Origin of the sequence: Joostella sp. (genome assembly GCF_048266025.1) — a bacterium.
In the GTDB taxonomy this organism is placed as follows: domain Bacteria; phylum Bacteroidota; class Bacteroidia; order Flavobacteriales; family Flavobacteriaceae; genus Galbibacter; species Galbibacter atrarenae.
The window spans coordinates 139,220-164,413 of record NZ_JBLXAF010000003.1 but is presented as its reverse complement, the minus strand read 5'-3'; the positions used below and the strand labels follow the sequence as shown (position 1 = coordinate 164,413).

Sequence of the window (25,194 nt, the reverse complement as noted above, 5' to 3'; positions counted from 1 at the left end):
TTGCGTAAAAGCTGTCGTGAGAAAGTATAAAGTCTTGCCACAAAAGCATACCCCACCGAAGTGGGGAAACGCTCTTATAATTATATGATTAACTATTTATTTGTGCCAAAATAGTTGGATCTTGTATTTTATTATCTTCGGACAGTAATTTCATTTTAGAAATGATCTCAGCAGATTTCGGATCATCGTCTACAAATGGTAAAAACATACGCCCTCGATGCTGACTATGAACAGGGATAATAGATAAAGACAGACCGTGTTTACTAACTTGTCCGCTCCCCAAATGGATGCTATATTCGCCAAGTTTCCCTTTTATAAAAATGTGTCGCTCTTTAACAGTTACATTTTTAAGCTTGAATAATCTTGCTGACTCTTCTGCTAGAACCGCACGCATCTGCATCGTACTATGACTCGCCTCAGGATCTACACCACCAACGTGAGCAACACTTACCACAAGATCTATATCTCGCATAATCTCACTAAATACCACGGAAGGAATTTCCGAAAGCGGGATAATTTGATAATCATCTATAGAATGAAAACAGATGTCTTCGAGCGTTGGAGCTTCTATATCTGAAGGAGAGTACCAATCTGCCATTGCATACATAGTGGCGATAAAACCTCGCTTATGAAATACCTTCTGCAATCCATCTTCCATACTTACCGTCCAACCGCGACCCCTTAAAAGCGCCACCGTTTTTTTAGGTTGTACTTGGTGACCTTGATAGCGTTCCGACCTATTACTATTTTCGCGCTCATCATCTGTAATTATGTATAATTCTCTAAATACCTGTTTAAATGGCTGTACGATACGCTCAGCAAAAAGGTGCTTTTGATATACATCCCACTCCACTGCTTTGTATAAATGAGAAGCGTGCATAATTTGCAATGTATCATTCTCTTCTAATAGATGTGTTTTCCCAGTAACAGCTACTAAACTTCCGTCTTTATAAAATCCTGAAAATTCTTTTTCTGGGGCGAATAAAACCAATTTACTAAGCATCACTTTTACGATAGGATGCTGCATCATATTATGAATCTCAAGAGCGGTAAATTTGTCTTCGTTTACCATTGCATTCTCAAGAGATAAGCGCGTTCTACTGTACTGTCGAGAAAGATAGTTTTTGCTCTCTTTTAACGCTAAAACTTGTTTATCTTTTCTATATTTTGCTGGAATTGATTTAAGAGATTTACCAGCTTTATTTACCTTAATTACCGTTTTACCAAGGTCATTAATTACTAATTCTATTTCTGTTTCATCAATAGTAATGACTGCATTTTTCATGATATCTTGGGTGGCTTTGGTTTCCATAGCCCAATTAAAGCGCACTCGATCTTGGTAACCTGCATTTCTGGATAAATTATCTAAAGCAATTTCTACTGCTGCAAGTTCACTTTCTTGACGTTGAGCACCAAACTGTTTACTTTCTCTCAAAAACTCTTGTAAGAGGTTGTATCGTTTAAGTAAATCTTTTTCTGGAACAGTTTTACTGAGCGGAATTAAACCTAAAGCACGAACATAATCTTTATCGCGTTTGTCTTTAATCTTCTTTAGCGTTTCAGTAATTTTTACCTCGCCTAGCATTACGCTAGAATAAAGTTTTACTTGTCTATGCCCATTCCCATCTGTAATATATTTGGCGGCATCATGAAGTATTTTCCAGTTCGTTTTACCTAAACTAGTGTATACTTTATTAAACCAATCTATATCTATTGCACCTAGGGCAAAATCAGATTTTGGGATATTAGAGTATCTTGAAATAATGGTTTCCTTTTCACTATTCATATAATCTGAAGCGTGTGCTTGAAACCACCATACGGCATTTTCTAATTTTTCTAATCCTAAATATTCTCCTACTATACCTGCCCATTGTGTGGCGTAGCAAGCAAGTTCTATTAAACGTTTTTTTGGTAGATTAGCTTCATCTGCTAATGTGGCAAAATCTAAATAACTTTCAGCATCACTAAAGGTGCTCTTTTTAAGCATAGCACTAAACTTAGACTTTTTACTGTCTCCATAATAACTATAACCACGCTCAAAATTTTCTTTTCCTAAACGCTCTAAAATTCTAAAAACATATGCTACACCTTCTACCTTGTTAATAGCATTAATATACTCCGAGGCTGGAGTTGCCAAATCTCCTCGCTCTAATTCTGTATCTAATAAATTAGCTTTTAAACTTGCAAATACTTGCTTAGGGACACTTCCTCTTTCTATCCTCTTATAATTCATCCTATAATTGAAGCCGCCATCAATGATTGTCATTAATTCATTAGAATATAATGCCTGTAACAATAGATCGTCTTCGTTAATTAAACCTTGTTTATAGAGCTTTAAAGTGACAAAAAGGTTTGGAAGTATAAGTTTGTTAGATCTATTTTTCTCGTTGGTAATAATTTTTACATCTGAAATACTATCAGGGTAACCAACATATTGTGCCATTAAATACACATATATTCCCCAATACCTTTCGAGCTGTTCGTGAGAAAGTAACTCTAAATCTGGCTCATTTATATATCCTGAATACGAAACTATTACAGTTGACCAATACTTGACTTCAGTATAATAGCTCCCATTAGATTCGAACTTATATAGCTTATACTTTTCAGGAAAATTAGCAACCATATCTTCAAACATATCTAATTTAAAGGATACAATTGTTTTTCTGTCTACATAAACATCAAATAAACGGTTTAAAATAGTGAGGTATAATCTAGACTTCGAAGAATACTTATCCTTTTCATCAAGATTTAACGCTTCTAAACCAGGAATATATTGCTTTATAAAAGGTTCTAAATCTTTATAAAATCCATAAGGAGCATCTTTACTGTTGATGTAATTTATAGCAGCATATAATTCAAAATCATTTAATTTACTCTCCTCATACCATGAGATCCATAAATTTGCTAAAGGAATATTGTTCAGATATTCTACGGCTGTTGCATCACGATCTAAGTCTTTTATATCACGAATTCCTTTTTCTAAATATATCGTTTGTATTTCCCCTTGATATCCCGCTACCTGATATTCGAAGTTTCTATTTTTATGAACGATATCAATTAATCTATTAACGGTGGTAACTATTTTTTTTACGTCAATAAAGTCTTTAAATATAAAACTTGAAGATTGCGATGTAGAAATTCCCAATTTATCAAGAAAACTATTCTTCCGTTCAAAACGAGATTGTGGATGGTATAGCGGACTTAAATTATCATAATCTACTGCTCCAAAACCATTACTAAAGTTATATTCTTCAGTATTATTAGAAAGTTTATCTAAATATACTTGCTCATTTTTAGTGATTTTAGGTCGTTTTCTATAAATATCTACTTGTTGCTCAATAAAATCTGGTTGCCTATTATCATCGTGTAAAAGAGTTAATATTTCTAACCCTGCTAAACGTTGCTCTACACTTTTTGAGGTCACCAAGTTTGTAGTACTTCCCTTTAAGCGATCTACTGGTAATTCTATTAATAATTGAATCAATGAGGTGCGTAAACCTTTGTTCTTACGTCTTAATAAGTCTTCGGCGATATGTAAATCTTCATCATAAAGATGCATTTTACTAAACAAGTTAAGTCCAGTAGTCATTAGCAATTCATTCCTATTGTAAATTGCCTTTCTTGCTAATGTTCTCTTCCATGAATTTTCATCAAAATTTAAACGTTCCTTTTTTGCTGACTTTTGATTGTAATTATAAAATGAATAACTATAATGCTTAGGAAAAACTTTACGGATATAACTTTCTCTAAATTCTGTTGGCAGCTCTTCTAAATCATCAGCCATAGATTCTAGCTGCTGCTCTGTAGCTCCATTAATAAGAAACTGATAAAAATAATATGGACTAGGAGTAAAACTCCACCAAGAGAATATTTTAGTTTCGAACTTTTTCCCGCTTTCTGAAACGTTTTTAGTAACGGTTAATAATCGTTCAAAAGTATCATTCTCTAAAGTAGTTGGAGGTAAATTTACAAGCATCCAGTGATCTAAAGCTGGATCTTTCCCCAATTCATTCACAAAATAATTTACCAAAGAATCGTTTGTGCGTTCTGTTGTACTCATAAAGTACAAAGCAAGAATCTTTTTGTCTCTACTCTGAGAATTATAAACAATCTCTAATGCTTGTTCATTGGCACGATCTACATTCAATATTCCTATCGACCATAAGCCTACAAAAACTTCTAAATTATCTTTACTCTTTAATAAAAGACCTACGTCTTTTATATTTAAAATATGAGATTCAGCGAGTTCTAAAATACGATTTATGGGTGCTTTTTTTGGAGTTTCCCAATGCAAGCCAAACCACATAGAAACAGCTCTAATCACACTACTAAAACGTGTAAGGTCATTTTTTAAAACAACACCAATCATGTACTTAAGCGCACTAAGGCCTGTTTCGTCTAAGGTTTCTAAAATTGTTTGCCTTAATCCTTCCTGACGTTGTGCTGCTAGTAATAAATTAGCGACCAACTCCCAATGTTTTTCTTCTTCTGAAAGTAATAACGCATGAATAATATCCTTGCTTACTCCTCCTATTTCATCTTCCCCTTGAAGAATATCATTCAATAACTCATCAAATAAACCTCCTGAATTATGAAGAACAGCAGCAAAAAAATAGCTATTACTTTGAGGAAAGTAAGTGCTGTATTGAAAATGTTCCTGCAATGAAAGTCCTCCAAATCCTAAACGACTATTTTTTAAAAATCTAATAAAATAGTTTATTTTATTTACTAAAACCTCTTTTGTAGGTTTTGATCTAAACGCTTTTCTATCATACCCCTTTTGGTAAGGTAACGTATTGATAAAATCCCACATCGAAGCTAGGTAAGGCGCTTGTATTACACCATATAACTGAATCCCCAATCTCATGCCTTCTTCGGTTGCCCAAGGATTTACAGTTAGGTAATCGTCAAATTCTTCTATAAAATCTTTTACATAATACCTTGAATCCTCATCTTTTTCAATACACCCTAAAATTTTACCTAGAATATTATAAGGTCTTGAGAACCGACCGAATTCAAATCTATCAACATCAGGTTTTTGATGTTTTTTTACGTATTTATTAGCTTCTTCTTCTGGAATCATAATTTTTGTTCCTTTTAATATATTGTAACTGCTCTTTGTTTATTCTTTCAATAGAGATAACTCTAAAACTTATTTATAACCATTCAGTATCAATTCCCATTTCTATAAACTCATCGTAAATAGCATCTTTTGCATAACATAATGTTGCCTTTTTAAGATTGGGAAAATGCACCATATCATCACTACTTATAATATCCCATTCATCTTCCCATCCGCCAGAAAAACGAATCAAATTCATGTAAATATCATTTCCTCCATCCTGATAGATTTCTGTAACCTCCGAAGCAAACCGTTTTGGAATTTGCAAGTCTTTAAAATATTGGGTAACCTCAGCAATTTGGTCGTACCCCTCCTCTTCAATATCTATTTCTCTGTGAGGATACCATTTTACAAATTCATACAAATCAAATTTCGGTTGTAACAATCCTTTTTCATACATAAGTACTTGAATGATGGCTACTTTAAATCCAAAATCAACAAAAGGAATAATCTCTTCATTTAATTCTTTAATAGTGTATAAATCTTTAGGAATTCCATCACTCCTATTGTAAGGCTTATATTTACTAATTTCTATAGCATCAATAGCGTTTTCCCTCACATAAAACCAAGCACTAATATTATTTAATACCAAAGCACCACTATCATCACCTTCAAATAGTTTTACATGCTCTTCCTTATAAGTTTCATAGTAATTGGTAATTTCCTTATTGTTGAAGTAAAATATGCCTGTAAATGTTTCTTTAGGACTAAATTTAAAGGTTTCTGAAGTTAATTCTATTGTTATAGACTCCACCAATTCTCCATTCTTAGAATGTGCTATCACCCCCAATTCGTCCCACGTAAAAATTGTATTATACTTTGCTTTATGTCTAATACAAGTGCTCTTTAAAATGTCTTTCAATTGATTTATTCCAATAGGAAACTCTACGGAAACCGAATTAATTTGAAAATCATTTGAAGTTAGCTGTAATACCATTTTTAGCAATATTTTAATTTTTAATTATAAAGACTCCCGTGTTTTATCGCAATTAGCATAGGTTTTAAAAATTAACTTCACCATAATTTTATCCTGAAAAATAAGATTATACTCTATATCCAAATATAAGTGATCTTCATTTTATATGCCAAGCACGATTACAAAGATGGATACTTATGTTTAAAATTTGCTAACTGTTTTCAGTGATATTATAATTCCATAAACCCAAATGTTGAAAAACATAAATCGAAGAAGAGTTCATAGCAAATAAAAAATCGGATTACTTCACTAGCTTTTAAATAACTAGTAGAAGAAATCCGACTCACAAAAAATACTTTCTTTTATTTTAACTACTATGTGTCGAATAATCCGCTTTCAATTCCATATTTCACAGCTCCTGTAGTAGTTTTAGAACCTGTTTTTAGTAATATATTCTTACGGTGTGTTTCCACAGTATTTACAGATATAAAAAGCTTTTCGGAAATCTCTTTAGAAGTAAGCTCTTGAGATAGTAATTCCAACACTTCTTTTTCTCTTTTAGAAAGCTCTATATCTTTATACTTTTTTCTTTCAAATACACTTTCCATATATTTTTGCTTAATACTTTCTGAAAAATATTGTTGACCATCAATTACAGTTTTCACTGCTTTCTGAAGTTCCTCTTTACTAGTAAATTTAGGTACAAATCCATCCGCCTTTTTCTGAATAATTTTATAAATTGTACGATGATTATCTAACATACTTAAGATAATCACTTTTGGAGGATTGCTCTTTTTCTTCAGTTCCGTTAATAGCTCCAATCCATCCATTTTAGGCATATTTATATCACTAATTACTATATCTATAGTAAACTGATCTAAAAGACGTAATACTTGTTTTCCTTCCGTAGCAATATGGATTTCGTTTACTCCTTCTATTTCAGCTAAAATGGTATTTAGACCTTCTAAAAACATTAAATGGTCGTCGGCTATTATTAGGTTTATCTGTTTCATTATCAATATTATTAAAAAGGAAAATTAATAGTTATAGAAGTCCCGTGTTGAGGAGAGCTATCTATACTAATATCTCCATCTCTCTTTTGTACACGCTCCTTGATATTTCGGAGTCCTATACCTTGTTTATTGTTTGTCTTAAATCCTGAACCATTATCACTCACTACCAAATTTAAATACGCATCGTGCTTTGTTAATTGTACTTCTACATCTGTAGCATTGGCATGCTTTAGAATATTATTAACCAACTCCTGAATGATGCGATATGTATCTGCTAATAAAGAATCTGATAGGTCGTCAATTTCTTCTTCTGGATATAAAAAGGTTGTAATAGAAAGTGAGCTATTGCTTTTAATTTGCGTTAAGGTTTCTTTTAAAAAACTACTAAATCCAATTTTAGAAAACGGTAAAGGATGTAATTGGTGCGAAAGTGAACGGATATCTTTACATGAATTCCCTATAGCATCTAATAAACGTTTTGCTTTAGGCTCCGATTTATGGTCTTCCAAATAATGTTCAAAACCAATTTTAATACTTGCTAAATCACTCCCAATTCCATCATGAATTTCTCTTGCTAAACGCGATCTTTCCTCTTGCTGTCCTTCTTGATATTTTTCAATTACAGAAAGCTTATGATCTTTAACCAATTCTGTAATCTCTTTCTTGGCATTTTCTTCTTTTTGATACGTTAACTGTTGCTGAACCTTCATCCTCTTTAAATACGAATAACGCAGTAGAATTAATACCCCAATTAATAGTATACATCCAATAATAAAAATATTACGCACCATACGTTGCTTATCCAAATCTAAAGCTGTTTTTTCTAAACTCAATGCTGTTTTCTCTAGCTCTGTTTCATTAAGTTTTTTCTCCTTCTCTAATAACTTAATTCGAGTTTCTTTTAATTCCGTTTCATAACGCTCTTGGAGGTTCGCAACATATTTTTCTTTATCAACAGAATTAATGTCATCAGAAACAATTATCCCTTTTTTGTAATAAAATAATGCTTGCTTGTAATTACCTACATCACTGTATAAGTCAGAAAGATTTTTGTAGAATTGAGAATTATAAGAAGCCAGAGATTTATCTTTTCCTATTTTTAAAGACCTTTCAAAATAGGATATAGCATCTTTGGTATTTCCTAATTTACTATGACACAATCCTAAATCATTTAAAACAATGGCTTTATCCGATATAAAATTTAATTCTTCTAATAAATCTAACGTTTCATTAAGTTTAGGAATAGCCTCCGCATATTTTTCTTGCTCCACCAATAATTGAGCAACATTTATCTTAACATAAGCAATAGCGGCCTTATTCCCTTCTTTCTCTCTATAATCTAAAACGGTTTTATAGTGTTTCAACGCTTCATCGTAGCGCTCTTGCTCCTTTAAAATATTAGCATAATTAAAAAGTGTAACTAATACTCCATCGTCATCTCCTAATTCTCTGTATAGGTTTGCAGCTCTATCCAAATTATTAGCTGCTTTAGTGTAGTCTTTTTGTAGGATGTATAGCGTTGCTATATTTTGATAAGCATTGGCTTGTTGCTGTTTATCATTCGTTTTTTCAGCATAATCTAAACATAGTAAAAAGTTATCCATTGCTTCAGGATACCGTCCTAAATTCTTATACCCCAATCCTAAAATATTATAACATGCAGCTAAGCCATTAATCATATTCTTAGCTTTTAACAATGCAATAGCCTTTGGCGCCTCTGTTACTACTTGTTTATAATTACCAGTAATATTACCGAGATTTGATAAAGAATAATAAGCTTGAGCCTGTTTTATAGAATCCTTCGACTTAATACTTAAAGCTAGCCACTCGTGCACAGCTTTTTCAGCTTTTATGGGATTGGTATTTAACTCTGACCTATAAACAGAAATTAGAGAATCGATTGAACTATTTTCTTGAGCTACGCTATATTTAATACATAGCAAGCAATAGGTGGCTAAAAGTAGGTGTTTTATACGCATATTCTAAACAAAAATAGCGCTTTTCCATGTCTTGTAAGAATAGTATTTATTAATTTCTCTGATTCCAAGCAGAACCAAAAACAATATAGTAACCAAAATCATTATTAGACCAAGCAACATCAAGTCCCATTCGTATTTTAAATTTCCTAGCTATTAGATAACGTATTCCTGTACCATAACTATAAATAAGAGAAGCATCTTTAAAATTTGTATTTTCTTCTATAGCTTTTGCCAATCCTCCAAACGCAACTCCACTCCATCTTTTTGTAAAATCATAACGCTGTTCACTTTCAAATACAAAAGTATTTTCTCCTTGATATCTGGCCATAGGCACACCCCGTAATTGCACTCCTGGTTTGGCGTAGAAAGGAGAGTCACCAAATTGCATATCTGCATGAACTCTAAAACCACTAATCCATCTACTAGTTACAGAAATATATTTTAGGGCTATAATTTCTAAATTCTGAAAATTATAATCACTCCCAGTCCATGTCCCATTTAAATGAAAATTTGTATTCATATAAAACCCTCTGTCTGGAGTAAAAACATTATCACGGTGATCATACTCAACAATTACACCTGGACTACTTATGATACTTGAAAAATCTTTCTCTTTAACAAAGGAAGGAAGTTTATCAAACTCAAAAGTGGGATCTATATTATTTTTCACAAATAGATATTCAAACCCGACATAAAAATTAGAATACTTTACTTGCTTTAAAATAGAGCCCCCAAATGCATAGGAGCTAAAATTAAAACCAAACTTCTTTTCACCAACGATAGGAAGCGTTCTATAAAAATCTAGATTAACAGAACCATAACCTAATGCTGCTGTATATTTAAACTTGTATTTAGGTACATATCCCATACGAAAACCACCTACAAGAAAAGAATTATTAGCCGTGTAAGCAGCTAATAAAGTAGTTACATTTGGAGGTGTATATCGATCTTTCTCTGGGTGCTTATTTGGTTTTATAAAAACAGGTGTTATTGCGGCTCCAATTCCCCCTAAAGCAGGTTCTGTTATCGGTTGAATTAAAGGAATAAAACCTGATGGATTTGATAAGAAATCGCTGAAGTCGACTTTATTATCTAGCGAATCTCGAAAAACTCGCTTTTTCTGCTTGTCTTGAGAATAACTAGAGAGCACTGCTATTTGAAAAATACAAAATAAACATACCCGTATACAACCCTTTATGCACAAAGCTTTTTTATTTATGAAAATAATACTTTTTTTAATATTAAGACAAAAAATAGTCTATAAAAGATAATCTAAATTACCGATATTCTTATCATTATGTGTATCAAGGCTGCAAGCTTCATTAGATGAAAGAACACTGCTTTTTAGATAAAACAAGGTAAATTTCTCTTGAATATTTTTATATTAGGGGTAAAATTTACTTTTAACCAACCACTATAAATGAAAAAAACTAATTACACTACTAACAGAAAAATCACAAAAGACTCAAGAAGGGATTTTATAAAAAAGAGTGCACTTACATTAGGTGCTTTTACTATTATCCCAAGACACGTAATGGGTAATGGCTTTCTTGCTCCAAGTGATAAAATTAACTTAGGAATAATTGGACTTGGAAAACAAGGGAATATTTTAGCTAATAAATTTATTCACAATACAGACACACAAATAGTTGCTGGTAGCGATGTTTGGGATGGAAAAAGAAGTTCCTTTCAGCAAAACATACAACAATTATATGCCGAAAAAAGAAATATTGCCAACTACAATGGCGTAAAAACATATCTTGATTATCAAGAGTTATTGGAAAGAAATGATATTGACGGAATCATTGTTGCAACTCCAGACCATTGGCATAAAATCCAAGCTGTAGACGCTATGAATTCAGGAAAAGATGTGTATTGTGAAAAACCGCTAACCAATACTATTCATGATGGAATTGAAATGGTTAAAGCAGCAAATAAAAATAATACTGTCTTCCAAACAGGAAGTATGCAACGTTCTTGGGATATCTTTAAAAAGGCTAAAGAGATTGTCGATTCTGGGAAACTAGGAACAATTAAAAAAATATTAGTTGATGTTGGAGACCCTGCTATAAGTTACAACCTACCTGCAGAACCACTTCCAAGTGGCGTGGACTGGAATAAATGGTGTGGCCCTGCTCCATTACTTGACTACAACAGTAAAATTGCACCAGAGATTGTAAGCTCCTATCCAGACTGGCGAGATTATACAGAAACTGGTGGCGGACTTCTATCCGATTGGGGAGCTCATATGTTCGATATTGCACAGTGGTGCTTAAATATGGATAATTCAGGTCCAGTAAAATATATTCCGCCAACAGACCCAACAGCTGTAAGGGGATTAAAAATGTATTATGATAATGGAATAGAAATGGTTCATGAAGACTTTGGAAGAGGTCGAGCTGTTAGATTTATTGGTTCAGAAGGAAGTATGGATGTTAGTAGAAGCTTTATAAATACAAATCCAACTACCATATTGTTCCCAACTCCTGTTGAAGATCCTAGCGGTTTATTCAAAAATCAAGGTAATCATTATCAAGATTGGATTTCTTGTATGAAAACTAGAGAGAAAACTATTTGTCCTATTGAAGTTGGTCATCGTACCGCTACAGTCTGTAACGCTGCTAATATTGCTTACGATATAGGAAGAACGCTACATTGGGATCCTAAAAAAGAACGTTTTAAAAATGATTCTGAAGCTAATAAAATGACTAAAAGAAAAGATCGCAGATATTAGAATATAATAGTTAACAGCTATATCTAAAAATATAAACCCCATTAAAATGGGGTCTATATTTATTATAAAACGAAATAAGTTTTAAAGTCTACACGTCAAGAGATTTCATGTACTTAGCATCATATTTTAAACTCTCTAATGAAGAATTTGGATATTCTTCTTGCTCCACAATAAAGTACTTAATATTGCTTTTTAATGCAGCCGTAAGCGTTTTCTCAATATCAACATTTCCTTTTCCTAAATCATTTTGATGGGGTTTACCATTTACTATTTTATAATCCTTTATATGACAAAGCTCGTAGCGATCTCCATACTTTTCAAGGTGATCTATAGTATTCACACCAGCAACATCTATCCAACATAAATCAAGCTCAAACATCACATTAGTAGGATCTGTATTTTCTAATAAATAATCTTGAGGTAGTTTACCTTCCAAAGGTTTAAAAGTGTAATCATGATTATGATACCCAAATTTTAATCCTGATTTATTCACCTCTTCCCCTACTTTATTTAACTGATCTGCTATTTTTTTCCAATCGTCCCAACTTTCTTGTGCTCCGATATACGGAGATAAAATATATTTTAATCCAGCATTTGCAGCCATATCAATATTCTTCTTCAGCTCATCAGGATTTTTAACAGCACCCATATAATCAAAATGTGTACTCACCATATCTACACCTATATCACCTAAAAATGTTTTCATCTCTTTTGGAGACAATCCCCATAAAAAACCTTCAGAACCACTATAACTTTCAAATTGCTTATAGCCCATATTAGCCAGTTTAGTCATTACACCTCGAGGATCTTTTGGTAATACATCTCTAACGCTATAAAGCTGAACTCCAAAAGGATCTATAGTCTTACTGCTTAAAACGTTAGCCATTAAATTAGTTTGACTTAGTGTATAAACTCCTGCAGTAACTAAACCAGTTTGTCTAATAAATTTTCTTCTATTCATAATTGAAATATTATTGGTAAGGTTATTAACTTAAAAATCATCGTAAGATACTCAATCTTATAAAGTTTTAAAAAAATCATGTATCTTATTTAACGAAATATAGTAGTTCTTTACTCAAAAAAAGCTCAAACTAAATGGGTTGCAATAAAATAAAATTTAAAAACATTAATTTTATAACCAATAAAAGCGAATGCACTTTTAATGATAGCTATTGATAAAACCGACATCCCAAATACTCCAGGTGTTTACTTTTTTTATGATGAAAGAGATACTCTTATTTATATTGGAAAAAGTATTAATATTCGAAAAAGGATCCAGCAGCATTTTTCTGGAAAGGATAGAAAATCAATTAAAATTCAGCTCTTCACAAAGAGAGTCTCTTTTGAAGTTATGGGTTCTGAACTCATTGCTTTACTTTATGAATCCGATCTTATAAAAAAACATCAGCCCCTATACAACCGTTCACAACGGAGAACGATTTATCAATATGGTCTTTATTTAAATGAAGATAAAAATGGCTATAAAACTTTACAAATTGATAAGATTAAACTTAAAAACGAAGAAATAACATCCTTTTCTACCCTAAAAGAGGCTAAAGATTATTTATTTCGGATTACAGAAAAATATAAACTTTGTCAGAAATTAAACGGACTCTACAAAACTTCTTCTTACTGTTTTCAGTATCATATTAAAGAATGTAATGGAGCATGCATGGAAAGAGAACCCCCAAAGTACTATAACCAACGTGTGGAAGAATTTTTAAATCGTACTAAACTAAAAAAATTCACAAAACTCTTTAATGTAGAAGGAAGAAACAAAAACGAAATAGGATTGGTTTACATAGAAAATGGAATATACAAAGGCTTTGGATATTGCTCCTTAGATACTCCAAAAAAAGATTGGAAACATCATATTTCTCCACGCCAAGATAACAAAGATGTTAGGCGGATTTTAATGAGGTATGTAATACAGAATGTTGTATAAATAATTTCATTCTATTTATCATAAATAACCATTACATTTATTAACGACTTTAACTAATTAGTTTTCTTTTTGTACTTATAAAAAATATTATCTATACCTAAATATGAAATATTACATGGTGTATAACCTTTTAATTATTTTTTTAAAGGTTAATTATTCTAATTCTAGGTATCTACCTATTTTTTTTAATCTTTCAGACTCTAAATCACTTTTATTTATATAAAATTCATTTGTTGAAGAAATATTACTTGAGTTCTTCACATTATCCTTCCAAAGTAAACCTTTACCATTAATAACGCTACCTCCTATATATACTAGTAAATGACTAATAAACAAATCTTTTTCTAATGGCTGCACTTGCAAAGAAAATTGAGAATAAGAAGTTTGATTTTTTTCATCAAACTCGGAAATTAAATAATTTTCAGTTTTAATCAATCTACCTATACCCTCAAAATTAGTATTATTGATTTTAAGTTTAATTTCTCCTAATTCATTAATAACTTCAAAAAAAATAGGTATTAAATAATCATTTTTATCCAAATAATATCCTCTGTATTTACCAATTAAAAAATTAATAATTTCCAATCGATTAATTGAAACCGATAAATCGGAATTTTTATGTGGTAAAATACCATCTACGACCAATCTTTGAGAATAAAGATAATGATGAAAAATCGGATTAATTTCATTATTCTTTATTCTAGAATTTTGTTCTTCAGCGTTGGTTACTTCTTCAAAGATAAGTTTACCAATCACAGGATTATTACTTCTGTCAAAACCACAATAAGCACCTAAAAGTATAGGCTTATTATTCATATTATTACCATAAAATAGATTTACAAAGCATTCTTTATTTAAGCTAGAATCTTCTTTACTAAAATAAAAAGATAAAGCACTATCACCAGTCGGAACACATTTACCCATATATGAATACAATGTTGCCTCTTTATTACCTTCCCAATATAAGATCTCCCATGATGCAGATTTCATTTGATAAATAGTAAATTTTGATTTTATATAATATCGTCTATCCTCTACGTAATAACCAACATAATACCAAACATGATCATCATTAATAGAGCCCTCCAAAATACCCTGCTCAACCTCTCTAACATCCGCACTTATATATATAGAATTCTGTAAATAATCATTATAATCTTTATAACCCGCAGCAATTATTAGTATTGATAAATAATCTCTTTTTATTTTAATCTTTGTTTTAAGACTTAGATCAATTTCTCTCCTTTTATTATATAAATACTTCCCATTAATCCACTTACCAGTTCTCTCCATAATAAAAGACTTAAGGTTTGGTTTTTTTTCTTCATGATTTCCAAAACCATAAAGCTGAAATACAGTTAAGGTTTTAATCTCTATGGAATTATACTTAGAAAAGAGATCTAAAAGCTCTCTATGTAAGCCTAAGTAAAAATTATTTGATAATTCAATTCCTCTTATACTCATATCATTAATTACTTAATATTAGATAATTATAAATAAATTCCTAATAAATTCCTAATAAATAAGCAAAACAATAAATTAATTGGAATAATTCCTGTTAGATTAAATTACATCTATATTGCCTAATAATAACCTAAATAAAAGCTAACAAAACAATTAGATTATGAAAAAATTAATTTTACTATTTGTTTTCATCTCACAGGTATGTATTGCCCAACAAAAGAAGGATATAGAAGGTGTTGTAGCTGATAAACTAGGAGATCCCATTGTAGGTGCAACAATAATTGATAAGTCTGAACCTACTAATGGGGTAGTTTCAGGTTTTGATGGTCAATTCACTATTTCGATAGCTGAATCATCAAAGGAATTAGAAGTATCATTCTTAGGTTTTAAAACTCAAATAATAACAATCGAAAGTAATTTTCTTAATGTGATATTAAACGAAGATGCAGAACAATTGGAAGGAGTTACTGTTCAAGGATTTGAATCTGTCGCAGGTAAAGCTAGAGTTAGAATCCAAGCAATACAAAGCTCACCTGAGACTACCGTAGCCTTGAACTCATCAAGTATTGAAACTAGTGGGATTAATAATATACAGGCTTTTACATCACAAATATCAAATGTCTCCTTTAACCAGGCACAGCAACCAGGGGTAAATTTTTTAACAGTAAGAGGAATTTCACAAATAAGAAATGGTGAATCTCCTGTGGCAGTTGTCATAGATGGAATGACATTACCCGATGCAAGCGCTATGAATATGTCATTATATGATTTAGAGTTATTAGAGTTTGTAAAAGGTCCACAAGGAACATTATATGGTAAAAATGCTATTGCAGGAGCTATAAATATTACTACTAAAGATCCTACTAATATCAATAAAAATAAATTTACACTATCAACTGGTAACGGAGGCCTTTTTGGATTGGGGTTATCCTCTTCTGGTGCTGTAGTAAAAAACAAACTTTACTATAGCATCACTGGTAGATATAAAACTTTCAATGGATTAATTAACAATACATTTCTAAATGAAAAAGTTGATTTCTCAAAAGAATATAATGTAAGGGCTAAATTAAAATATCGAATTGGGATCCATTGGTCAGCAACACTTGTACAAGATAACTTTAAGGTAAATGCTGGAGGAAATTATTATATCACTAAAACAGATATATTAGATCCCTCAATTCCTGTATTAGCAGACGATGATTATTCAAGAGAACCTTTCGGAGATATACAAGGAGATTCAGAACTTTCAAACTCATTAAGCAGTTTTAAAATAGAAGGCTCACTAGAAAACGTAAAAATCCAATCGGTAACCTCCTATAATGCTACAAAACGATACTACATTGGAGAAAATGATTATTCTCAGTATGCCTTCAGTAAAGTTTCACAACAATCAAATTCCAATACATTTAGTCAAGAAATTCGATTAATTTCTAAAGATAAAGAAAGCACAAAACTCAATTACAATTTTGGAGGTTTATTTCAGAATAGCAAAAGGTATTTAAATACTTATACTTTCTTGAATAGAACTTACTATGAAGGAGGATTTCTGGACCCCTCTGCAGCAAATGCTGATTACAGCACAGATCCATTAATTGGTAATGATGATAACAATACCATACAGACTCTTGCTGGATTTGCTTTTTTCGATTACAAGCTAACAAAGAAAATTACACTATCTGCAGGTGTCCGGATAGATTATGATAAACTTCAAAATAAATCCAAAATTAACGATTCTACCCTTAATAATAACATTACAGTATGGCAACCTAAACTATCATTATCTTATCAATTAACTGAAAAGATTTTAGCCTATGCTAATTATGGTCGTGGTTATCGCAGTGGTGGTTTTAATTCAGAAGCTACTGTTAAGTTTGATAAAACATATGACCCCGAATTCACTAATAGTTATGAGATAGGAATAAAAACAAGTTTTCTGAATAACAGAATTATTTTTAATAACTCATTATACCTTATTGATTTTGAAAACCAACAACAGTATACGTTCATTCCAGTTACTCCTTCTGTTTTGGGTATATACAATTTTGAAGAGGCTAGGATCTCAGGGTTTGAATCTGAAATAAAGTTTAAAGCAACCAATTATTTAGACTTCTTTGCAAGTTTTGGTTTTAATAGCGGTGAAATAAAGAAAGGAGTTTATAATAAATTAACTAATTCTGCAAACTTTGATTATGAAACACATGAAACTATTGATGTAAGCGGTAATGCATCTCCATATTCGGTAAAAAGTACAATTCAATTTGGTGCTAATTCATACTTTTCAATTGGAGAGAAATCAGACATGAGTCTTCATCTAAATTTAGACAGTAGAGGTAAACAATATTGGGATCCTCTAGAAGAATACGTACAAAATCCATACACCCTAGTTAATGCTAGAGTAAAATTCAATTATAATAAGATCGGACTTGCATTCTGGGCAAACAATATTTTAGATACAAAGTATAATCAGGAATTTTTTCCAACTGCTGAATTTGGTTTTAATAATATAAGATTTCCTAATGTACCTGTTACCGTTGGAATAGATCTATCGTATAAATTTTAACATCTCTCACAACTACATTTATAACAAATATTAATAGTCATTTAAAAGAAAACTAATATCTAATCTAAAAAATATCAAAATGTCATCAGGATTTTATACTATCCACCCTACTATAAAAGAACCTATAAAATCATATAAAAATGATAGCCCAGAGTTTATTGAGCTTTTGACTACTTATAAAAAAATGTATCATTCTCAAATAAATGTTCTTTTATACATCGATGGTGAGAATATGAAATCTAACAATACTATTCCAATCTATCCAACACCTGAGCATGAACATAAAATTGGAGAGCTTCATCCAGCAGCTCCCGTGATGATGGAAAATGTATGTATTTGGAAACCTTCTAATAGTCAGATTTATTCAGCCAAGGTATTAAAGTCATTATGGAAACAGATTGGAAATAATATCAGTACTTACAGAACATATCCAAAAATAGCTGGAGAAACTGGCGGAAAAGATTCTATTTGGGTACATTCCTCAGCTAATTTAAAACAAGTAGCTACTGCAATTACAAGAGGTGATTTTGAATATAAAGGACAAAAATGCTTAACAGCCTCTCGCGTATATATACCTATAAGTCTTTGCCCAACAATCAAAAAGAAATTGATATCAGATGTCAAGTCTATAACAATTGAAAGTTCCTTGAATACAAAAGCCTATATAAATGCAGTTATAAATGAAAACTCTTTTGATAGAATAGCAAGTTTAATTGAGCAGGTAAAACTGGGGTCAGCCTCTGAAATAATAGTAAGAGGCGGTTGTAATAAATCCGAAGGATGTTTTATCGAACCGACGGTAATCTTGATCAAGAATCTTAACTATACTATGTTCACTGAATTATTTGGACCTGTTATAACAATATTCGTTTATGAAGATAGTGATTGGATAAATTTATTAAAGATAATTGACCAAACTTCAGAATATGCATTAAAAGGAGCAATATTAAGCGAAGGTCGATACGTTATTGATTATGCATCAGATGTATTGGAAGATGCAGTTGGTGATTTTAATATCAATTATAAACCTACAGGAGCTTTAGTAGGACAACAACCTTTCGGGGATGCAAGAAGTTCAGTAACTAATGACAAAGCTGGATCTATTTTGAACCTTCTAAGGTGGGTATCTTCACATACGATCAAAGAAACATTCTTTGCAGCTAAAGACTATAAATACCTTTTTTTAGGATAATACTATAAATTATAAACCAAATATTATGAGAGTAGCTACAGATATAGGAGGAACTTTTACCGATCTTGTCTTCTTTGAATACGACAAAAAAAACAAAGAAGTTACAAATGTTAAAGTTTCAAAATCAAGTACAACACCAAAAGAGTTTGAAAAAGGGATTATCAATACTATTAACAAAATTAACTTAGACCTGAAAACAATTGAGTTTTTTGCTCATGGAACAACTGTTGTTATAAATGCGATTACTGAACGTAAAGGTTCAAAAACAGCATTATTAACCACTAAAGGTTTTAGAGATGTTTTAGAAATTGCCAGAGGTACTCGACCTGACCTATATAACTTTAATTTCAAGAAAAAGCCCCCCTTTGTAGAACGGTTTCTTAGACAAGAGGTAGAAGAAAGGATTAATTACTTAGGAGAAATAGTAATACCGCTAAAAGAAGACAATCTAGATGAAGTGATTCAGAAATTTAAAAAAGAAGGTGTAGAAGCTATTGCTATTTGTTTTTTACATGGATATAAAAACCCATCACACGAAAAAAAATTAGCAGAAACAATTCGTATAAAATATCCTGAATTTGAAGTCATATGCTCTCATGAAATTACACGAGAATGGCGTGAATATGAACGAACAAGTACAACAGTACTTTCTGCATATGTAAAACCGATTGCAACTAAATATCTAAATAATCTGAAAGCAAGTTTAAAAAAGATGGGATACACCCACAATCTTTATATCATGCAATCTAATGGAGGGATTACAACCGTAGAAGATGTAAAAGCAAATCCAATCACACTTATCGAATCAGGTCCTGCTAGTGGAATGCTTGGAGCTGTAGTCTTAGGTAATACTATAGGAAAAAAGAATCTAATTGTATTAGATATTGGAGGTACAACAGCTAAATGTTCACTAATTGAAAACGGAGCTTTAAAAATCGTAACTACATATAATATAGAGAAAACAAAAACTGAAGCTGGTTTTCCGATCTTAACACCTGTAATAGATATCGTAGAAATAGGAAATGGAGGCGGTAGTATAGCTTGGCTAGACGATGGAGGAAAAATGAGAGTTGGTCCTAGGAGTGCTGCGGCAAGTCCAGGCCCTTCGTCATATGGAAAAGGAGGCTTACATTTTACTACAACTGATGCAAATGTGGTATGCAACAGAATTTATAAAGACTATTTTCTTGGAGGGAAACAATTACCTGATTACGAAAACTTGAGCAATGCTATTAAACCTCTTTGTGAAAAATTAAATATGAATAAAGAAGAAGTCGCTCGTGGGGTAATCAGGGTTGCTAATTCTAACATGGTAAATGCTTTAAAAAGTATATCTGTGAACAAAGGGTATGACCCGAGAGATTTCTCATTAGTTGTTATAGGTGGAGGTGGCCCAATGCATGGTACTTATTTGGCTGAAGATCTACAAATAACAGAGGTTATTGTACCATTGAATGCTGGTGTTTTCTCTGCATTTGGTATGCTTATGTCAGATTTAAGAAGGGATTATATTCGTACTGATGTTATCGGCCTTTCTGAAAACAACAAATCATTGATTATAGATACATTCAACGAAATGAAAGACGTTGCTAGCCAAGCATACCAAAAGGATGGATATAATTTAAATGAAATTATATTCGAGTTTTATTTAGATCTTAGATATAATGGTCAAGAACATTCAGTAAAGCTAAACATTGGCAAAATATTATCGATGACAATTATAAAAATTGAATCAGATTTTCATAAACTACATCAAAGACGATTTGTTTTTCAATTGAATGATTCCGCTATCGAAATTGTAAATTTTCATTTGGTAGCAGAAGTAAAGGTCAATAAACCTCTTATTGCTAAGATTTCTCCTAAAGGTAGAGATATCAAAGATGCAATTCTTACTCAAGATATAGTTGACTTTGACGAACTTGGTATACACTCAAGCATATTCTATGATAGGGAGAAACTAGATGTAGGAATGGTACTGAATGGACCTGCAATTGTTGCTGAAAGTTCTACTTCAACAGTAATTCCCCCACACCATACTCTCAAAATAGATGAGTTTGGAAATCTAATAATCAATAAAAACGTATAGAAATGGTACTTAACAAGTTTACATCAGATATTATTCAAGATTCATTGATTTCAATTGGTGAGGCCATGTTTGAAACAATTCAAAGAACAAGCATGAGCCCTATAATTTATGAAGCCTTAGACTACGCCGTTGGGATTACAGATAATGAAGGAAAATTACTAGCGCAAGGCAATGGGGTAATAACATTTTTAGCTGCAATGAGTTTGGTCGTTGAAGAAACATTAAAACACTACGATAAGAATAATCCTTTAAAAGAAGGTGATGTTGTTATTGCTAACACCCCTTATGTTGGAGGAGGTACTCACCTTTCCGACATAGCAATAATTACACCAGTTTTTCACAAAAGAAATCTTGTGGCATTCACTGTAAATAAAGCACATTGGACAGATATTGGTGGTGCAAATCCTGGGTCAGTATCAACTGTTTCAACTGAAATCTACCAAGAGGGACTTCATTTTCCATTCATCAAAATCAAAGAAGAAGGCGTTTATAATGGTAGCATTATTAAAATAATAGAAGCTAACGTAAGACTACCTAAAAGCACAATTGGTGATCTAAGGTCTGGAATTGCTGCAAACGATGTAGGGGCAGATAGGATATTAAAATTGATTGATAAATATGGTTTAAAAGCCTATAAACAAGCTGCTATAGAGTTTATGGAATATGGAGAGCGAATAAGCTTAAAAGAATTAGAGAAAATTCCAAATGGCATCTATGAGAACACTGGATGGATAGAAAATGACGGCTTGGGTAACGGTCCATTCCCAATTAAACTTAAAGTTGAAATTAAGGACAATTTAATGATTTGTGATTTCACTGGATCTCACGAGCAATTAAAAGGTCCTATAAATCTTTCGAGGACAGGCCTTCAAACCGCTATACGAGCTGCTTTTAAAGCTATAACCACACCTACTTTGCCTGCCAATAATGGATCTTTTAAACATGTTAAGCTAATCTGTCCAGAAAATACGGTTGTAAGCGCCAGTTCACCAGCCCCTATTTCTGTATATTATGAGGTATTTCTTTCTGTCATTGATTTGTTACTACATACATTAGGGCCAATAGTTCCTGAAAAGCTTCCCGCAGGTCACTTTAGGTCGGTATGTGTGACATACATATCAGGAAAGCACCCTGTAACCAATGAATTCTATGTACAAGCAGAACCACTTTCAGGTGGTTGGGGAGCATGTGCTTTCCATGATGGAAACAGAGGTCAATTTTCTTATGCTCATGGGGAGTCCTACAATATTCCAGCAGAAACCAGAGAAAGAAAATATGGAGTCATTGTCGATGAATATGCCTTCCATAACGAAGGAGGTGGATATGGTGAATTCCAAGGTGGGAATGGTCAGTATCTAACATTTGAGATCCTTTCTGAAGAAGCATTTCTTACAGGTGCATTTTTAGGATACTCAATACCTACTTGGGGATTAAATGAAGGTAAAGATGGAAGTTATAATTACTTCATTGTTATCCGTAAAGACGGAACGGAAGAAAAATATAATATTGTCACTAATGTTAAGCTAACAAAAGGTGATCGTGTAAAATTGGTGACCGCAACAGGAGGTGGCTATGGGAAACCAAGTAAAAGAAATCACAATAAAGTAAAACAAGATATCAAGAATGGTTATATCACTTTAGAACAAGCGAAACAGAACTATAATTACAGTAATGCATAACTATTTTAATAAATAAGGTTTACAGAGATGAAAGGACTGTTCAAGGTTAGTAATATACACGAGCTGTATTATGAAATATGGGGAAATCCGAAAGGAATACCTATAATATTTTTGCATGGTGGCCCAGGAATGGGCTTTAATCATTCTGATAAAAATTTCTTTGACTGCAAAAAATATCGTGTATTGTTTTTTGATCAACGCGGAGCCGCTCGAAGTAAACCTTACGGTTGTGTAAATGAGAACACAACAAACTTACTCGTGGATGACATAAATACCCTAACCGAAGAACTCAACTTTAAGAAGTTTTATGTTTTTGGAGGTTCTTGGGGTAGTACATTAGCACTTGTTTATGCTATAAGAAATCCATCAAGGGTATTAGGATTACTACTTCGGGGTATTTTTCTTGCCAATAAAAGTGCAATCAAACACTACATAGGAGGTGGTGTAGAAAAGTTTTTTCCAAAAGTCTGGGAGCGTTTAATTAGCATAGTCCCTATTGAAAAACAAGGCGACGTAGCTGGATATTATTATAAAAAAATGTGTTATTCTGAATCTAAAACAGCTACGAAATTCGCAAAAGAATGGGCAATTTATGAGCTCTCCATATATAAAATCGGTCTAAACGAAAAAAATATTTTGGATTTAGTTAATTCCATTCCCTTTAAATCACTTTCAAAACTTGAAGCACACTTTATATCTAATGAATGCTTTTTACCAGAAAACTATATTTTAGATAATTGTTACAAAATAAAAGATATTCCAACTTTTATAGTGCATGGGCGATATGACATGATTTGCCCACCGATATATGCCTATCAGCTTCATCAAAAACTTAAATCATCAAAACTTTATATCCTAACTGCAGGACATGCTTCTTCTGAACCGGAAATAAAAAAGAAACTGACTAAAGAACTAGAGTCTATGGTAGGAACTATCATCAAATAAAGTTAAATTTTAAAAATTAATCAAATGGAGTTGAATCAAATAGAGTTCCCAAAAAGAGGAGAAAATTACCTCAAGCATATCATTCAAAAAGATCAAGATGGTATTGACGTGAAATGTGGAACCGTATTTTTAGAAAAAGGTAAGGTTTTACCTTACAAAGCTATGGATTCACATGAAATTGCTCTTCTAGTTTCTGGTAAGCTAGCCGTATCAACCAAAAAAGGGGGGAGAATTGAAATGAACACAGGAAGCTTAATTTATCTTGATATGGAAGAAAACAGAAAAACTGTATCGTTAGAAGATAGTGAGATCTTCTTCTTTTTATTTAAAAAGAAAGAATAGCCTGTAGTTATTCCAAATTCTTAATAAAACAGCTATAACTCTCTTTTTATATCAGAAAAGTGATTTCTAATCAAGAAAAACAAACCATATATTATATATCGTAAAATAGTTCATAATCATTTTATCTATTTCTAGATTAAATTCATTTATCGTACTAATTCTTTTAGTAAAGAAAAACTAGACTGTTTATTAAGCACTTATATTTTAATAAGACAATTAAAATAAATACAAATCTTATCTCAAAAAAACATAATTAAATGCAATATATCCAAGAAGAGTTTATTAAAAACAGTCTCACATATCAAGAACTAATCCATGAACTAAAACTTGCTTTCAGAACGAATCAAATTCAAAGTCCTTCGAAATCAGTTTATGAATATACTGGTATTCCAAAATTTAATAATAATTTTTTATTCATGCCTGCATGGGATAATAAAACAGTATTCGGCACAAAACTTATTACAACAACACCTAATAATGTCAAGATAAACGAACCCTACATAAAAGGCGTATATATATTATTTGATGCAAGAAATGGATCTCCTCTTGTATGTATGGACGCTAAGTTTATGACCAGTATGAGAACAGCTGCCGCTTCTGCTCTTGCAGCATCCTATTTAATCTCAAAAAAAGCGAAAACTCTTTTAGTTCTCGGTAATGGTAATTTAGCTCCCTTTTTCATTAAAGCTCACTTCTCAGTTCATGAATACAAGAAGATATATCTATGGGGTAGAAACATTTCAAAATCCAAAATAATTAAAGAAGCTTTAAAATCATCCAATAATTTAGAAATAGAATTAATAGATAATTATAAAAACATTACGGCTAACATGGATGTTATTAGTTGTATAACCTCTTCTAAAGATTCTTTATTGGAAATATCTGATATTAGTAATGGCCAACATTTAGATTTAGTTGGGTCTTACACGCCTAAAATGCAAGAAGTATCCACAAGTATCATTCAAAATTGCAGAGTTTTCACAGATAACCTGGACTCAACTCCAAATAATTCTGGTGAAATTATAAAGGCTATATCGGAACAACTTATTACAAAGCAACATATTCTCGGTGATCTTTCAAGTTTATGTCAAGATGATTTTACCAAAAGAAATTCGGAAACCGAAAATACACTTTTCAAGAGTACTGGAATGGCACTAGAAGATTTAGTAACTGCAAATTTAATTTATAAAAAATTTAAAACTAAGAATAAATAG

At 31.8% G+C, this 25,194-nt stretch carries 16 protein-coding genes; 9 read left to right on the top strand and 7 right to left on the bottom strand.

The genetic code is table 11. The features are described 5' to 3' along the window. Positions 1 to 88: 88 nt before the first annotated feature. The 5 genes from ACN0TY_RS08285 to ACN0TY_RS08265 all read right to left on the bottom strand — a co-directional run bounded on the left by ACN0TY_RS08285 (position 89) and on the right by ACN0TY_RS08265 (position 10,183). Complete coding sequence (locus tag ACN0TY_RS08285) at positions 89 to 5,086, bottom strand: DUF5724 domain-containing protein (protein WP_417444099.1); 4,998 nt, start codon at positions 5,084 to 5,086, stop codon at positions 89 to 91. 73 nt (positions 5,087 to 5,159) lie between these two features. After that, a complete protein-coding gene (locus ACN0TY_RS08280; RefSeq protein ID WP_417444098.1) occupies positions 5,160 to 6,062 on the bottom strand; it encodes a DUF6892 domain-containing protein in 903 nt (300 codons plus the stop codon). 353 nt (positions 6,063 to 6,415) lie between these two features. Beyond that, a complete protein-coding gene (locus tag ACN0TY_RS08275; protein ID WP_236959659.1) occupies positions 6,416 to 7,054 on the bottom strand; it encodes a response regulator transcription factor in 639 nt (212 codons plus the stop codon). Positions 7,055 to 7,065: 11 nt separating this feature from the next. Beyond that, positions 7,066 to 9,033, bottom strand: coding sequence for a tetratricopeptide repeat protein (locus ACN0TY_RS08270; RefSeq protein ID WP_417444097.1), 1,968 nt, complete (start codon positions 9,031 to 9,033; stop codon positions 7,066 to 7,068). Positions 9,034 to 9,082: 49 nt separating this feature from the next. Continuing rightward, positions 9,083 to 10,183, bottom strand: coding sequence for a BamA/TamA family outer membrane protein (locus tag ACN0TY_RS08265; protein WP_417444096.1), 1,101 nt, complete (start codon positions 10,181 to 10,183; stop codon positions 9,083 to 9,085). A 270-nt stretch (positions 10,184 to 10,453) separates the two neighbouring features. Between ACN0TY_RS08265 and ACN0TY_RS08260 the strand changes: the two genes are divergently transcribed. After that, positions 10,454 to 11,767: a Gfo/Idh/MocA family protein gene (locus ACN0TY_RS08260; RefSeq protein WP_417444095.1), complete on the top strand. Its 1,314-nt coding sequence runs from the start codon at positions 10,454 to 10,456 to the stop codon at positions 11,765 to 11,767. Between the two features lie 88 nt (positions 11,768 to 11,855). On the opposite strand, the gene ACN0TY_RS08255 is transcribed toward ACN0TY_RS08260, so the two are convergent. After that, complete coding sequence (locus ACN0TY_RS08255; RefSeq protein WP_417444094.1) at positions 11,856 to 12,728, bottom strand: sugar phosphate isomerase/epimerase family protein; 873 nt, start codon at positions 12,726 to 12,728, stop codon at positions 11,856 to 11,858. 201 nt (positions 12,729 to 12,929) lie between these two features. Here ACN0TY_RS08255 and ACN0TY_RS08250 point away from each other — a divergent pair, with 201 nt between their 5' ends. Next, positions 12,930 to 13,712: a GIY-YIG nuclease family protein gene (locus tag ACN0TY_RS08250; RefSeq protein ID WP_417444093.1), complete on the top strand. Its 783-nt coding sequence runs from the start codon at positions 12,930 to 12,932 to the stop codon at positions 13,710 to 13,712. Between the two features lie 153 nt (positions 13,713 to 13,865). Here the strand turns inward: ACN0TY_RS08250 and ACN0TY_RS08245 are convergent, their stop codons facing one another. Further along, positions 13,866 to 15,176 carry a hypothetical protein gene (locus ACN0TY_RS08245; RefSeq protein WP_417444092.1) on the bottom strand — a complete coding sequence of 437 codons (1,311 nt, stop codon included), beginning with the start codon at positions 15,174 to 15,176 and terminating at the stop codon, positions 13,866 to 13,868. Between the two features lie 160 nt (positions 15,177 to 15,336). Here ACN0TY_RS08245 and ACN0TY_RS08240 point away from each other — a divergent pair, with 160 nt between their 5' ends. The 7 genes from ACN0TY_RS08240 (at position 15,337) to ACN0TY_RS08210 (ending at position 25,194) form a co-directional block, all read left to right on the top strand. Beyond that, on the top strand, positions 15,337 to 17,736 hold the full coding sequence (locus ACN0TY_RS08240; RefSeq protein WP_417444091.1) for a TonB-dependent receptor: 2,400 nt from the start codon (positions 15,337 to 15,339) through the stop codon (positions 17,734 to 17,736). A gap of 79 nt (positions 17,737 to 17,815) precedes the next feature. After that, the gene (locus tag ACN0TY_RS08235; RefSeq protein ID WP_417444090.1) at positions 17,816 to 18,928 is read left to right on the top strand and encodes an aldehyde dehydrogenase family protein; all 1,113 of its coding nucleotides are present in this window, start codon (positions 17,816 to 17,818) and stop codon (positions 18,926 to 18,928) included. Positions 18,929 to 18,953: 25 nt separating this feature from the next. Continuing rightward, positions 18,954 to 21,014 (top strand): hydantoinase/oxoprolinase family protein, encoded by a 2,061-nt coding sequence (locus ACN0TY_RS08230; protein ID WP_417444089.1) that lies wholly within the window; start codon positions 18,954 to 18,956, stop codon positions 21,012 to 21,014. Between the two features lie 2 nt (positions 21,015 to 21,016). Continuing rightward, positions 21,017 to 22,693: a hydantoinase B/oxoprolinase family protein gene (locus ACN0TY_RS08225; protein WP_417444088.1), complete on the top strand. Its 1,677-nt coding sequence runs from the start codon at positions 21,017 to 21,019 to the stop codon at positions 22,691 to 22,693. Positions 22,694 to 22,720: 27 nt separating this feature from the next. Further along, positions 22,721 to 23,638, top strand: a complete 918-nt coding sequence (gene pip, locus ACN0TY_RS08220; RefSeq protein ID WP_417444087.1) for a prolyl aminopeptidase — start codon at positions 22,721 to 22,723, stop codon at positions 23,636 to 23,638. Between the two features lie 24 nt (positions 23,639 to 23,662). Beyond that, complete coding sequence (locus tag ACN0TY_RS08215; protein ID WP_417444086.1) at positions 23,663 to 23,980, top strand: hypothetical protein; 318 nt, start codon at positions 23,663 to 23,665, stop codon at positions 23,978 to 23,980. Positions 23,981 to 24,237: 257 nt separating this feature from the next. Beyond that, a complete protein-coding gene (locus ACN0TY_RS08210) occupies positions 24,238 to 25,194 on the top strand; it encodes an ornithine cyclodeaminase family protein (RefSeq protein ID WP_417444085.1) in 957 nt (318 codons plus the stop codon).

Bases quoted from the DNA above. Each gene is read 5' to 3' on its own strand.
- ACN0TY_RS08285 (WP_417444099.1), bottom strand. From the start codon at position 5,086: ATGATTCCAGAAGAAGAAGCTAATAAATACGTAAAAAAACATCAAAAA.
- ACN0TY_RS08280 (WP_417444098.1), bottom strand. From the start codon at position 6,062: ATGGTATTACAGCTAACTTCAAATGATTTTCAAATTAATTCGGTTTCC.
- ACN0TY_RS08275 (WP_236959659.1), bottom strand. From the start codon at position 7,054: ATGAAACAGATAAACCTAATAATAGCCGACGACCATTTAATGTTTTTA.
- ACN0TY_RS08270 (WP_417444097.1), bottom strand. From the start codon at position 9,033: ATGCGTATAAAACACCTACTTTTAGCCACCTATTGCTTGCTATGTATT.
- ACN0TY_RS08260 (WP_417444095.1), top strand. From the start codon at position 10,454: ATGAAAAAAACTAATTACACTACTAACAGAAAAATCACAAAAGACTCA.
- ACN0TY_RS08255 (WP_417444094.1), bottom strand. From the start codon at position 12,728: ATGAATAGAAGAAAATTTATTAGACAAACTGGTTTAGTTACTGCAGGA.
- ACN0TY_RS08250 (WP_417444093.1), top strand. From the start codon at position 12,930: ATGATAGCTATTGATAAAACCGACATCCCAAATACTCCAGGTGTTTAC.
- ACN0TY_RS08245 (WP_417444092.1), bottom strand. From the start codon at position 15,176: ATGAGTATAAGAGGAATTGAATTATCAAATAATTTTTACTTAGGCTTA.
- ACN0TY_RS08240 (WP_417444091.1), top strand. From the start codon at position 15,337: ATGAAAAAATTAATTTTACTATTTGTTTTCATCTCACAGGTATGTATT.
- ACN0TY_RS08235 (WP_417444090.1), top strand. From the start codon at position 17,816: ATGTCATCAGGATTTTATACTATCCACCCTACTATAAAAGAACCTATA.
- ACN0TY_RS08230 (WP_417444089.1), top strand. From the start codon at position 18,954: ATGAGAGTAGCTACAGATATAGGAGGAACTTTTACCGATCTTGTCTTC.
- ACN0TY_RS08225 (WP_417444088.1), top strand. From the start codon at position 21,017: ATGGTACTTAACAAGTTTACATCAGATATTATTCAAGATTCATTGATT.
- pip (WP_417444087.1), top strand. From the start codon at position 22,721: ATGAAAGGACTGTTCAAGGTTAGTAATATACACGAGCTGTATTATGAA.
- ACN0TY_RS08215 (WP_417444086.1), top strand. From the start codon at position 23,663: ATGGAGTTGAATCAAATAGAGTTCCCAAAAAGAGGAGAAAATTACCTC.
- ACN0TY_RS08210 (WP_417444085.1), top strand. From the start codon at position 24,238: ATGCAATATATCCAAGAAGAGTTTATTAAAAACAGTCTCACATATCAA.